Origin of the sequence: Micromonospora taraxaci (assembly GCF_007830095.1) — a bacterium.
In the GTDB taxonomy this organism is placed as follows: domain Bacteria; phylum Actinomycetota; class Actinomycetes; order Mycobacteriales; family Micromonosporaceae; genus Micromonospora; species Micromonospora taraxaci.
Genome location: NZ_VIWZ01000001.1, coordinates 1,330,982 through 1,343,176 on the forward strand (window position 1 = coordinate 1,330,982; position 12,195 = coordinate 1,343,176).

At 72.1% G+C, this 12,195-nt stretch carries 14 protein-coding genes; 8 read left to right on the forward strand and 6 right to left on the reverse strand.

Annotated elements, in window-relative coordinates; all coding sequences use genetic code 11:
• Positions 1-10: 10 nt before the first annotated feature.
• Both FHU34_RS06350 and FHU34_RS06355 read left to right on the forward strand, forming a co-directional pair.
• Complete coding sequence (locus FHU34_RS06350; protein ID WP_145785456.1) at positions 11-1,042, forward strand: SIS domain-containing protein; 1,032 nt, start codon at positions 11-13, stop codon at positions 1,040-1,042.
• A 25-nt stretch (positions 1,043-1,067) separates the two neighbouring features.
• Positions 1,068-2,660, forward strand: a complete 1,593-nt coding sequence (locus tag FHU34_RS06355) for a PAS domain-containing sensor histidine kinase (protein ID WP_145779118.1) — start codon at positions 1,068-1,070, stop codon at positions 2,658-2,660.
• Positions 2,661-2,702: 42 nt separating this feature from the next.
• On the opposite strand, the gene FHU34_RS06360 is transcribed toward FHU34_RS06355, so the two are convergent.
• The gene (locus FHU34_RS06360) at positions 2,703-4,211 is read right to left on the reverse strand and encodes a glycosyltransferase family 39 protein (RefSeq protein WP_145779119.1); all 1,509 of its coding nucleotides are present in this window, start codon (positions 4,209-4,211) and stop codon (positions 2,703-2,705) included.
• A 394-nt stretch (positions 4,212-4,605) separates the two neighbouring features.
• On the opposite strand from FHU34_RS06360, the gene FHU34_RS06365 reads away from it, so the two are divergent.
• From FHU34_RS06365 to FHU34_RS06375, 4 genes are read left to right on the forward strand one after another with little or no spacing between them, the layout of a single operon-like run.
• A complete protein-coding gene (locus FHU34_RS06365; RefSeq protein WP_145779120.1) occupies positions 4,606-6,318 on the forward strand; it encodes a nitrite/sulfite reductase in 1,713 nt (570 codons plus the stop codon).
• The gene (locus tag FHU34_RS32855; RefSeq protein ID WP_167393614.1) at positions 6,315-6,476 is read left to right on the forward strand and encodes a hypothetical protein; all 162 of its coding nucleotides are present in this window, start codon (positions 6,315-6,317) and stop codon (positions 6,474-6,476) included. The genes FHU34_RS06365 and FHU34_RS32855 overlap by 4 nt, the downstream gene beginning before the upstream one ends.
• A complete protein-coding gene (locus FHU34_RS06370) occupies positions 6,473-7,234 on the forward strand; it encodes a phosphoadenylyl-sulfate reductase (protein WP_145779121.1) in 762 nt (253 codons plus the stop codon). Before FHU34_RS32855 ends, FHU34_RS06370 begins: the two co-directional genes overlap by 4 nt.
• Entirely contained in the window at positions 7,216-8,019 is an 804-nt protein-coding gene (locus FHU34_RS06375; RefSeq protein ID WP_423437964.1) for a sirohydrochlorin chelatase, read from the forward strand. Before FHU34_RS06370 ends, FHU34_RS06375 begins: the two co-directional genes overlap by 19 nt.
• Before the next feature lie 86 nt (positions 8,020-8,105).
• On the opposite strand, the gene FHU34_RS06380 is transcribed toward FHU34_RS06375, so the two are convergent.
• A complete protein-coding gene (locus tag FHU34_RS06380) occupies positions 8,106-8,363 on the reverse strand; it encodes a WhiB family transcriptional regulator (RefSeq protein WP_088950012.1) in 258 nt (85 codons plus the stop codon).
• A gap of 450 nt (positions 8,364-8,813) precedes the next feature.
• Positions 8,814-9,764, reverse strand: a complete 951-nt coding sequence (locus FHU34_RS06385; protein WP_145779122.1) for a diacylglycerol/lipid kinase family protein — start codon at positions 9,762-9,764, stop codon at positions 8,814-8,816.
• Between the two features lie 43 nt (positions 9,765-9,807).
• On the opposite strand from FHU34_RS06385, the gene FHU34_RS06390 reads away from it, so the two are divergent.
• Positions 9,808-10,197, forward strand: coding sequence for a hypothetical protein (locus FHU34_RS06390; protein ID WP_145779123.1), 390 nt, complete (start codon positions 9,808-9,810; stop codon positions 10,195-10,197).
• Between the two features lie 67 nt (positions 10,198-10,264).
• Here the strand turns inward: FHU34_RS06390 and FHU34_RS06395 are convergent, their stop codons facing one another.
• Genes FHU34_RS06395 through sodN form a run of 3 tightly spaced genes read right to left on the reverse strand, consistent with a single transcriptional unit; the run spans position 10,265 to position 11,651 of the window.
• Complete coding sequence (locus FHU34_RS06395) at positions 10,265-10,672, reverse strand: ATP-binding protein (protein WP_088987803.1); 408 nt, start codon at positions 10,670-10,672, stop codon at positions 10,265-10,267.
• Positions 10,673-10,704: 32 nt separating this feature from the next.
• On the reverse strand, positions 10,705-11,250 hold the full coding sequence (locus FHU34_RS06400; RefSeq protein WP_145779124.1) for a GNAT family N-acetyltransferase: 546 nt from the start codon (positions 11,248-11,250) through the stop codon (positions 10,705-10,707).
• Positions 11,247-11,651, reverse strand: a complete 405-nt coding sequence (sodN, locus tag FHU34_RS06405; protein WP_145779125.1) for a superoxide dismutase, Ni — start codon at positions 11,649-11,651, stop codon at positions 11,247-11,249. Before sodN ends, FHU34_RS06400 begins: the two co-directional genes overlap by 4 nt.
• Positions 11,652-11,735: 84 nt before the next feature.
• Between sodN and FHU34_RS06410 the strand changes: the two genes are divergently transcribed.
• Entirely contained in the window at positions 11,736-12,086 is a 351-nt protein-coding gene (locus FHU34_RS06410) for a S24/S26 family peptidase (RefSeq protein ID WP_244311568.1), read from the forward strand.
• Positions 12,087-12,195: the final 109 nt, after the last annotated feature.

The following is a 12,195-nucleotide window of genomic DNA, read 5'->3' on the forward strand; positions in this document are numbered from 1 at the left end:
AGGGGCTGGCATGGCCGCCGACATCGACGAGCAGCCGGCTGGCTACGCGCGGCTGCTCTCCGCCGCCAACGCCGCCGAGATCGCCCGGGTGGCGGCGGTCATCGCCGAACGCCGCCCGCGGCACGTGGTCTTCACCGCCCGGGGCACCTCCGACCACGCGGCCCTCTACGGGGCGTACCTGACCGAGATCCGGCTCGGCCTGCCCGCCGGGCTCGCCTCGCCCAGCGTGGTCACCCTGTTCGGGGCCCGACCCGACCTGTCCGACGCGTTGGTCGTCGGGGTCAGCCAGAGCGGCGGTTCCCCCGACCTGGCCGAGGTGCTGCGCGCCGCCCGCGCCTCCGGTGCGCTGACCCTCGCGGTGACCAACGCCCCCGAATCGCCGCTGGTCGACGTGGCCGAGCTGAGCGTCGACATCGCCGCCGGGCACGAGCGGGCGGTGGCCGCCACCAAGACGTACACCGCCGAGCTGCTCGCCTTGCTGATGCTGGTCGAGGGGGTCCGGGCCGGCGACGGCGTGCTCCCGGCGGCCGAACGGGAGGCGCTCGACGCGCTGCCCGAACTGGCCGCGCGCACCCTCGCCGACGACACTCCGGCCCGACTTGCGCCGCGCTACCGGTTCGCCCGGCAACTGGTCACCACCGGGCGGGGGTACGCGTACCCGACCGCCCGGGAGGCCGCGCTGAAGCTGATGGAGACGTCGTACCTGCCGGCGCTCGCCTTCTCCGGCGCCGACCTGCTGCACGGTCCGCTCGCGATGACCGACCCGGAGGTCCCGGTGCTCGCCGTGGTCGGTTCCGGCCCGGGTGGACGGTCGATGGGTGAGGTGCTGCCCCGCCTCGGCGAACGCCGCGCCGACGTGGTGGTGGTCGGCTCCGCCGAGGTGCCGGGGGCCACCCGGCTGGCCGTTCCCGAGGTCGACGAGCGGTACGCCCCACTGCTGGACATCCTGCCGTTGCAGCGGTTGGCGCTGGCTCTGGCCCTCACCCGGGGTGAGGACCCGGACGCGCCACGCGGGTTGAAGAAGGTCACCGCGACGATGTGAGGCGCGGCGTGGCACCCTGGTCACCGTGTCCACGCTGCGCGACCTCGCCGAGGAGCACACCCATCTCCGTCCGGCCGACATCGACCACCTGCACCGCATCGCCGGCGACTGGCAACTGCTCTCCGATCTGTCCTTCGCCGACCTGCTGCTCTGGGTGCCGGTCGACGCCGACGGCACGTTCCTCTGCGTCGCCCAGGTCCGCCCGACGACCGCCCCCACCGCGTACCAGGACGACCAGGTGGGGCGCATCGTCGGCGGGCCGGAGGTGGCACACCTGGGCGTCGCGTACTCCCAGGGCCGGATCTGGCGGGAGGGTGACCCGGTCTGGTACGGCGACGTGCCGGCCCGGCACGAGGCGATTCCGGTCCGGCTGCGCACCGCCGAGGGTGAGGCCGGTGAGGTGATCGCCGTGGTGGGACGGGACACCAACCTCTCCACCGCGCGTACGCCGAGCCAGTTGGAGCTCAACTACCTGACCACGGCGGACGACCTGGCGCAGATGATCGCGGACGGCACCTTCCCGCCGCCCCGGCATCCAGGTGAGACCACCTCCGCGCCCCGGGTCGGCGACGGCCTCGTCCGGCTCGACGCCGGGGGGAAGGTCACCTACGCCAGCCCGAACGCCCAGTCCGCGTACCGCCGACTGGGCTACGCCTCCCATCTGGTGGGCGAAGACCTGGCCGCACTGCACCGCCGGCTGGCCGGTGACCCGCTGGACGGCACCGAGGCGTCGAACGGCATCCTGGCCGCCCTGCGCGGTGAGGCGCCGCCCCGACGGGAGATCGATGCACGCGGCGCCACGATGCTCACCCGGGCGCTGCCGTTGATGCCCGCCGGGGTGCCGATCGGCGCGCTGGTATTGGTCCGGGACATCACCGAGGTCCGGCGTCGCGATCGGGCGCTGATCACCAAGGACGCCACCATCCGGGAGATCCACCACCGGGTGAAGAACAACCTCCAGACCGTGGCCGCGCTGCTGCGGTTGCAGGCCCGCCGGGTGGCCATGCCGGAGGCGCGGGTCGCGCTGGAGGAGTCGGTACGCCGTGTCGCGTCCATCGCCCTGGTGCACGAGACGCTCTCCATGTCCAGTGACGAGGCGGTCGAGTTCGACGGCATCGTCGACCGGGTCGCCAGCGCGGCGACCGAGGTCGCGGCGACCGAGGTGAGCGTCGGCATGCGACGGCGGGGCAGTTTCGGCGTGCTGCCGGCGGAGATCGCCACCTCGCTGGTGATGGTCCTCAACGAGTTGCTGCTCAACGCCGTCGAGCACGGCTTCCCGCCGAGCGACGAGGAGGACGAGCCCCTGACCGCCGCTGCCTCCGGAATGGTGCCGGTCGCCGTGCCCGAGGTCGACCCGGAGCTGCGACCCGAGGTGGTGGTCTCGGCGCATCGGTTCCGCAAGATGCTGCACGTCTCGGTGGCCGACAACGGGCGCGGCCTGCCACCGGACTTCGATGCCGAACGTGCCAGCCGACTCGGCCTCCAGATCGTGCGGGCCCTGGTCACCGGGGAACTGCGCGGCACCATCGAGTTGCGCGCCGGAGCCAACGGCGGCACCGAGGCGGTGCTGGTCGTCCCGCTGGCGCGTAACGCCCCGGACGGACGCTCACAGGCCTGAGCCGCGCTGTCCCGACCGTTGCCGGGGCGCACGGTCGCCCGGTCAGCTGCCGGACCGTCCGGTCAGCAGGGCGACGGTCAGTCCGGGGCGCGGCCAGACCTGGGTGACGGTGAACTGCGCGCGGAGCGCGTCGCCCTTGGCACCGGGCACGGCAGCCAGCGGATCGGTGTGCCGGCCGGTGACGACAAGCCAGACGCGTGGCGTGCCGGCCAGGCACTGCGCCGGTTGCTGGCACTCGGCGGCCCACAGGTCACCCCGGCGGGCCTCATCCTCGGTGACCAGCACGTCGCGCGGCGGGTCGTCGCTGTGGTATTCGATGCCGAGGTCGAGAAAGAGCCAACTGTGTCGGGGCGAGTAGACCACTGCGTCGCCGGGCCGCTGACCGTCACCGATCACCCGTGCCGCGCCCGCGTAGTCCACCGGCGCGCTGCGTGGCCACTCGTGGGTCCGCCGCAGCGCGGCCTGGTCGGGGAGGCCGAGCAGCCCGGCCAGGACCACCACGACGAGCGCGGCCGGCGCGGCCACCGCGGCCAGGGCCGCGCCCGCCAGCAGGCAGGCGAAGGGCACCACGAAGACCAGGTACCGAGGCACCCACAGGGGTACGACAGCGCCGGCGGCGAAGAGCAGCAGCACCGGCAGCAGCACCGCGCTCACCGGCAGCAGTGCCCGGCGTCCGAGCCGGGCCGCGCCCAGCGCGGCCACCCCGAGCAGCAGGCCGCCCACCACACTGCTCTGGGCCACGCCGCCGGGCAGCGCGGTCAGGTCGTCCAGCCGAGCCAGACCCACCCAGTTCAACTGCCGGGACTGCTGGGTCCGGGCCTTGACCAGCAACGGACCGGCCAACAGCACGACCGGCACCACGGCGACGACCCACCGCCACACCCGCCGGTCCCGCTCGACGGTGGTGTGGTCCCGAGTGCCGACACCGGCATCGGCGGGCCCGCGCCACCAGGCGAGTACGACGACCAGCGCGTGCGCGGCGAGCAGCGTCAGCGCGATCAGGTGGATGAGTCCGAGAGCGGTGACCGCGACGGCGTACCCGGCCCAACGGGCCCAGCTCGGCCGTCGCAGCGCGGTCACCAGGAGCACTGTGGCGAGCACCGCGAGCATGGTGGCCAGCGCGTACGGGCGGGCCTCCTGGCCGTAGCGCGACGTGCCGGGGAGCACCGCGAACAGCAGGCCGGCGAAGAGACCGGTGCGCCGGTCGACGAGCCGTGTGCCGAGCACGGCGAGCAGCCCGGCGGCCACTGTCATCGCCAGCACGGCCGGCACGCGCAGAGCGACGGTGGAGTCGCCGACGATCCTGGTCCAGATGTGCATCAGCAGGTAGTACGGGCCGGTGGCGGCGTCGATGGTGTCGGCCAGTCGGGCCAGGTCGGTGGGCGACCGGGTGGCCGCGCTCCACGTGGCCAGCTCGTCGCGCCAGAGCTGGGCGGAGCCCAGGCCGGTCACTGTCACCGCCAGGGTCAGCAGCGCCGGGGGGAGCCAGACCGGTGGGCGGCGCAGATGGTCCCACGCCGCCCCGCTCGACTTCTCGGACAATCCGCCCACGGTTCGAGCCTGCCACGGCCCTGCCGCCCGTGGGTGTCAGCTGGCGGCAGGCACTTGGCCGCTGCTCGCCGCCGCTGTCCTCGGTGACCAGCTGGTCGGCTGACCGCCGGCCCGTGATGTGGGATCCAGCACGCGGACATTGGCCGGCCCCCTTGGGGTGTGGCAGCATGGGCGCATGACCGCCGCAGTCGTCCGCCGCTTCGTGGCACGTCGCCACGTCGATTACGGCCGCGTGCGCAGCGCGATCTGTCCGGCCTACTGACGACGCCCGACCAATCTGTCTCGGGCGCGCTCCGCGCCGGCTGTCTCAGACACCGTTGTCCCGCCCGCTTCGCCGGGCCGGCCGCCGCGCCCCGCGTATCCCGAGGCACAGCAGACAACGGAGGACGCCGCGATGGCGGTCAGCAGCATCCCGGCCCGTTCCGAGGACCCGACGGCTCGCCCGACCCGAGCGCCGCGCCGGCCACGGGGTGAGGGTCAGTGGGCGCTCGGCCACCGCGAGCCGCTCAACCCCAACGAGCGGATCAAGAAGGACGACGACCCGCTCAACGTCCGGGCCCGCATCGAGAACATCTACGCCCACCGCGGCTTCGCCTCCATCGACCCGCAGGACCTGCGGGGCCGGTTCCGCTGGTGGGGCCTCTACACCCAGCGCAAGGCGGGCATCGACGGCGGGCGCACCGCCGTGCTGGAGCCGCACGAGCTGGAGGACGAGTTCTTCATGCTCCGCGTCCGCATCGACGGCGGCCAGCTCAGCCTGGCCCAGCTGCGGGTGATCGCGGACATCTCCCGGGAGTTCGCGCGGGACACCGCCGACATCACCGACCGGCAGAACATCCAGTACCACTGGATCCGGGTCGAGGACATGCCGGAGATCTGGCGCCGGCTGGAGTCGGTCGGCCTCCAGACCACCGAGGCGTGCGGCGACTGCCCGCGGATCGTGCTGGGCAGCCCGGTAGCCGGGGTGGCCCGTGACGAGCTGCTCGACCCGACGCCGGCGATCGACGAGATCGTCTCCCGGTACGTCGGCGACAAGCAGTTCTCCAACCTGCCCCGCAAGTTCAAGACGTCGATCTCCTGGCTGGTGGACACCCCGTACGAGTCGAACGACATCGCCTTCCTCGGTGTCGACCACCCCGAGCACGGCCCCGGCTTCGACGTCTGGGTCGGCGGTGGCCTCTCCACCAACCCGATGCTCGCCAAGCGGCTCGGCGTCTGGGTGCCGCTGGCCGAGGTGCCGGACGTGTGGGCAGGTGTCGTCGGCATCTTCCGCGACTACGGCTACCGCCGGCTGCGCAATCGGGCCCGGCTGAAGTTCCTGGTGGCCGACTGGGGTGTGGAGCGCTTCCGGGAGGTCCTGGAGAAGGACTACCTCGGCCGCACGTTGCTCGACGGCCCGGCGCCGACCCTGCCCTCGAAGCCGATCGACCACGTGGGCGTGCACGAGCAGGCCGACGGGCGGCACTACGTGGGTGCCGCCCCGGTGGTCGGGCGGGTCTCCGGCGCGCAGCTCAGCCAACTGGCCGACGTGGTCGAGGCGCATGGCAGCGACCGCGTGCGGCTCACCCCGTACCAGAAGCTGCTGGTGCTCGACGTGCCGTCGGAGCGGACGGAGTCGCTCGTCGACGCGCTGCGCGGGATCGGCCTGGAGGCCCGGCCCTCGGCCTGGCGGCGCGGCACGATGGCGTGCACCGGCATCGAGTACTGCAAGCTCGCGATCGTCGAGACGAAGGCCCGCGGTGAGGAGTTGGTGGCCCGGCTGGAGCAGCGGCTGCGCGACTTCGACGCGGACATCTCGATCCACATCAACGGCTGCCCGAACGCCTGCGCGCGCACCCAGGTCGCCGACATCGGGCTCAAGGGCCAGCTGGTGGTCGGCCCGGACGGTCGGCAGGTGGAGGGCTTTCAGGTGCACCTGGGCGGTGGGCTGGGCATGGCCCAGGGGCAGACGGCCGGGTTCGGGCGCAAGCTGCGCGGCCTGAAGACCACCGCGGAGGAGCTTCCGGAGTACGTGGAACGGCTGGCCCGTCGTTACCTGGCCGGCCGGAGCGAGGGCGAGACGTTCGCCAACTGGGTGATCAGAGTCGACGAGGAGGACCTGCGGTGAGCAGCGAGAACCGAGCGGCACCCCTGTACTGCCCGTACTGCGGCGAGGAGGACCTGCGGCCGCACGAGGCGGGGCACGGCGCGTGGGAGTGCCACGCCTGCACCCGCGTGTTCTCGGTGAAGTTCACCGGCCTGCTCTCGCGGGCGGTGACCCGATGAGTCTCGTCTCCGCCGCGAGTCTGCGCCTGGTCGGGCCGGGTGGCCCGACGCCGACCGATCCGGCCCGGCGCGACCCGGACGAGCTGCGGGCCCTGGCCGAGCAGGCCGCCCGGGACCTGGAGGGCGCACCGGCCCTGGAGATCGCCCGCTGGGCGGCGCAGACCTTCGGCGACCGGTTCTGCGTCACCAGCTCGATGGCCGACGCGGTGCTGGCCCACCTGGTGTCCCGGGTGGCACCGGGCGTGGACGTGGTGTTCCTCGACACCGGCCTGCACTTCCCCGAGACGCTGCGGGTGCGCGACGAGGTGGCCCGGACGCTCCCGGTGAACGTGCGGTCGATCCGGCCGCGGCTCACCGTCGGCCAGCAGGACGGCCAGTACGGCCCCCGGCTGTTCAACAAGTCGCCGGACGACTGCTGCCAGCTGCGCAAGGTGGAGCCGCTGGAGCGGGCGCTGACCGGGTACGACGCCTGGGCTGCGGGCCTGCGCCGGGACGAGTCACCGACCCGGGCCAACACGCCCGTGGTGACCTTCGACGCGCGGCGCGGCAGGGTCAAGGTCAACCCGATCGCGGCATGGTCGCAGCGGGATGTGGACGCCTACATCGCCCGCTTCAACGTGCCGGTCAACGAACTGTTCAAGCAGGGTTACGGGTCGATCGGCTGCTGGCCGTGCACCCGCCGTACGAAGGCCGGCGAGGACGCGCGGGCCGGCCGGTGGGCCATGTTCGAGAAGACCGAGTGCGGCCTGCACGTCTGACCTCACCGGCGACGACCCCGACCGGCCCCGGTGCGGCCGGCGGGGCCGACCCGGTGGTGCTGGTCGCACACGGCAGCCGCGATCCGCGAGCGGCCGAAGCCACCGAGGCGCTGGCCCGGGCGGTGTCGGCGGCACGTCCGGGCACACCGGTGTGGGCGAGCTGGCTGGACCACACCGAGCCGGGGCCGACAGCGGTGTTGCGTGACCTGGCCGCAGCCGGTCACCGTCGGGCGGTGCTGGTGCCGCTGCTGCTGACTGCCGCGTACCACCATCGGGTGGACATCCCGGCGGCGGTCGCCGCGGCGGGGCAGACCGGGCCACCGCTGGCGGTGCGGGTGACCGACGTGCTCGGCCCGGCGGACGGGACGGTCGACGCGGACCTGCTGGGCGGGTTGCGTCGCCGGCTCGACGAGGCGCGTCCGGGCCGCTTCGACGCGCTGGTGCTGGCGGCGGCGGGCACCCGCGACGCGCGGGCGCGCTGTTCGGTGGGCCGGGTCGCGGACGCGCTCGCCGAGGAGTTCCGGGTGCCCTGCCGGGTGGCGTACGCCTCGGCGGCTCCGCCGTCAGCCGGCGTGGCGGTGTCCCGACTCCGGGCGGCCGGCGCGCGGCGGGTCGCGGTGTGCGCGTACTTCCTGGCGCCCGGCCTGTTTCACGATGCGGTGGCCGAGGCGGCCCGTGCGGCTGGCGCGGTCTCGGTCGCCGCGCCGCTGACCGACGCGCCGGAGTTGGTCGAGTTGGTGTTGCGGCGGGTCGACGATCGGCCGGTGCCTGCGTCGACGAAGTGACCCGTGCCGGCACGACGTCGCAGGTGCCGGACAGCGGAACGCCCCGGTGGGTGAACCCACCGGGGCGTACAGCGTGTCGTGGGGGATCAGGCGGAGTGAGCGCGCAGCACCCGGAGACCGCCGCGCCGCTTGACAGCGCGCCGCTCCTCCTCGCTCATTCCGCCCCAGACGCCGGCGTCCTGACCGGACTCGAGTGCCCACTGCAGGCACTGGTCGGTCACGGAGCAGCGCCTGCAGACGGCCTTGGCCTGCTCGACCTGCAGCAGAGCCGGTCCAGACGTCCCGATCGGGAAGAACAGCTCTGGGTCCTCGTCGCGGCAGACACTATGGTGACGCCAGTCCATGGCGGCAACACTCCTCATTCTGGATGGGTGGCAACAATTGCTTGGTCGTGCTTTTCCTATATGCATCCGCAGTGCCGGTGGTGACGGTTAGCGTCTGTCCATTCGGCAGTGCGTGAGCAGGCTGTTAGCGCCCGGGGACCTGCTGGAACAGCTCAACCTGACGAGCATATCCAGCCAATGTCCCGGTAACTCAAGTTCGCTTGTGAATACTTTCACGAACAGTCGTGATGTCAAGGGTGACGCTCGGAAAAACTCCGGGCGGTGAGCAAGCCCACAACCTGTTTGTCCGGATTCCAGTGCTTTCCTGGTTACCCGCCGTGCCACAGTCGAGGATCAATATAGTACAGTCCGCGTGACATTGCTGACATTTCCGGCACCTGCCCTCGGTGTGGCGGCGACCGGCCGATCCGGCTGTGGCCACCGTGTCGACCAAGGGCAGTACCCCGAGACCTAGCAGATTACTCTCAGTGCGGCCGGAACGGAGGTGAATCTGACTTTCTCCCGCTCGCCGAGATAGTCCCCGTCCAGCTGGAACGCCTGCGGACGGCTGGAGACCAGGGTGAACTCCGGCGTGTCATGGAGTCGTAACACCTGACGACCTCGCGGATCCGGCCGCCGGGACAGGAACTGCGTCACTGTCCGTGTTGTGCTAGCCACCCGGAGCTGACGCAGTGCCAGCACATCCAGCCCGAGGTCGAACGACGCAGCCGGGTTCGGGTTGACCTCCCGGTCGCCCAGGTACGTCCAGGGCGCGGTGTTCTGGATGATGACGGTGGCCAACTCGCCCTCCGCCTGCTCGCCCGGACGCTCCAGACTGATGGCGGGGTGCCGGCGGTCCGAGGCGAGGAAGTACTGGTTCATGATCGAGCGCAGGTACAGCGTCGGCGTGGACACCCGTCCCTTGCGCCGAGCCTGCTCCACCCGGTGGATCACTGCCGCATCCAGGCCGAACCCGGCGCAGAACGTGAAGTAGCGGTCGTCAGCGCGGCCCAGCCCCACCGTCCGGCTCCGGCCCAGCCGCAGCCCTTCGAGGATCATGCTGGTCGCCTCCGGCCACTCCCGGGGCAGGCCCACCGCGCGGGCGAACACATTGGTGCTACCGCCCGGAACGGTCGCCAGCGCGGGCAGCCGCTCGGCCATCGAGGTGTCGTCGCCGAGTTTCGGCGGGTCGGCCGTCATCAGACCGTTCACCACCTCGTTCACCGTGCCGTCGCCACCCAGGGTGACGACGAGGTCGACCCCCTCCGCGGCGGCCTCCCGGGCCAGCGCCACGGCGTGCCCGCGCCGACGGGTGTAGCGCACGCTGAGGTCGACTTCGCTGCGCAGCGCCCGGACAAGCACGTCCCGGCTGCGTTCGCTGGTGGTGGTGGCCTTTGGATTGACCACCAGGACGGCCCGCATGGGCGGCACTGTACCTCCCGGCCGCCCGGGTATCGTGGCGCGCGTGACCATCGACTCGGCCCCGATTCCCGTCACGCTCCGCTGGGCGGTCCGGCTGCTGTGGGCGGAAGCGGCCGTCGTCGGGCTGATCGCGCTCTGGCTCATCTGGGCCGACCTCACGGCCACCACCACCGACCTCCTGTCGGCGTTGCTGGTGACCGTGTTCGCCGTCGGGGCGGCGGTGGTGCTCTGGGCGCTCGGTCGGGCGCTGCTGCGCCGTCAGGCGGGCGCACGGGCCCCCGCGATCGTGCTCCAGCTGATGCTGCTGCCGATCGGGTGGTTCATGATCCAGGGTGGGCTGGGTTGGCTGGGCGTGCCGTTGATGGCGCTCGGCCTGGGCGTGGGCTGGCTGCTGGTCAGCCCTCCGACGACCCGGGCCCTCGGCTTCGAGTGACGGTGCGGGTTCCAGTGACCGTGCCGGCTCCGGCGGGTGCCGGGCCGGTCAGTGGCAGAGCAGCCGGTCAGTAACCGCCGGAGCGGCGGGTGAGCAGCGCGATAGTGGCCCGGCCGTCGGCGGCCGTGGCGGACGCCGACGTGGTCAGCGCGGTGAGCACCTTCCAGGCGAACGACGACTCGGCGGGCAACGTGGCGCCCCGCACGGTCGGCACTGTCACCTCGACGGTCAGCGCGTCCTCGGTGACGGCGAAGCGGCACTCCAACTCGGCGTCGCGGGTGGCGATGGCGAGCAGCATGGCGCACGCCTCGTCGACGGCGATCCGCAGATCCTCGATCTCGTCGAGTGCGAACTGCAACCGGGCCGCCAGACCGGCGGTGGCGGTGCGGAGCACGCCGAGGTAACCGCCGTCGGCAGGCACCGTGAGGTGCACCACGTCGTCGTCGGTCGCTGGTTGGCCAGTCAGTTGAGTCACGCCTCATCCCCCCGGTCGGGGACTCTACCCGGTCAGTCGCCCTTACGCGTGCCGACGGTGGTGGCCTGGGTGGCCAACTCGCGCAGGGCGTCGCCGCTGAGCCGGTAGGGGACCCACTCGCTCATCTGCTCCGCGCCGATCGAGGCGTAGAAGCCGGCCGCCGGATTCCAGTCGATCATCCACCACTCCAGCCGCCGGTAGCCGCGTCGGACGCAGATGTCAGCCAGGGTGGCGAGCAGCATTCGACCCGCTCCGGTGCCTCGCGCGGACGGCCGCACGTACAGGTCCTCCAGGTAGATGCCGTGCACGCCGGCCCAGGTGGAGAAGTTGAGGAACCACAGCGCGAAGCCCACCGGCTCGTCGCGCTCGTCCACCGCGACGTGACCGAAGAGCGCCGGAGCGCTCGGCTCCTCCGACGCCGCGCCGGCACCGAAAAGGGCCGAGGTCAACTGCTCGGTGGTGAGGTGACACTGCTCGGGGGCGCGTTCGTACTCCGCCAGCTCGTGCACCATGGCGACGACGGCCGGCACGTCCTCGGGACGTGCCGGCCGGATCGTCGGGATGACCGACAAGGTCATGCCTTCTTGGTCTCCCAGAAGATCTTCGAGATCTCGTCGATCTTCGAGAGCAGCTTGTCGGCGGTGGCCGGGTCCAGGCTGCCCTTGACGCCACCGGCGCCGGCGAGCTTGGTGGCCTCGTTGAACAGGCTGTGCAGGTTCGGGTACTTCTCGAAGTGCGGCGGCTTGAAGTAGTCGGTCCACAGCACCCACAGGTGGTGCTTGACCAGCTCAGCGCGCTGCTCCTTGATGATGACGGCCCGGGTGCGGAACTCCGGGTCGGTGTTCGCCTGGTACTTCTCGCAGATCATTTTGACCGACTCGGCCTCGATCCGGGCCTGAGCCGGGTCGTAGACACCGCACGGCAGGTCGCAGTGAGCGCTCGCGGTGACGCGGGGCGCAAGGATGCGCGGAAGTCGCATCGGGATCCTCCATGGGAAGTTTGCGATGATCAAAGGCGACATTACTCCTGGGAATGCTCCCCGAACCGGGTGGAGGTGAAACCAGTGCAGGCCGATCACCCGGCTGAGGCGGCCCGGTTGCGCAGGCCGCTGACCGCCGTCCTGGTGACCGGTCCGTCCATGGCGCCGACGCTGCGGCACGGCGACGCGGTGCTGGTGCGCCCCGGCGGCCGTCCGATCCGACCCGGGGACGTCGTGGTCGCGGTCTTCCGGACCCGTCCCGAACTGCTGGTGGTGAAGCGGGCGGTCCGGCCGCAGGACGGCGGCTGGTGGCTACGCGGGGACAACGACCTGATCACCGACGACTCCCGGGCGTACGGTGTGGCCGACGTGCGGGGAAGGGTCGTGGCCCGCTACTGGCCGCGTCCCGGGCGGGTGCCTCGCCGGCCGATATGACCCTGCTCACATCCGAGGGGCAGTGCCGACACTATGCTCGGAAAGTGCCCGGGTGACCCCCCGCGCCGCGTGCCACCGCTCGCCGCCCACCTCGCGGCCGGGCCCGCCG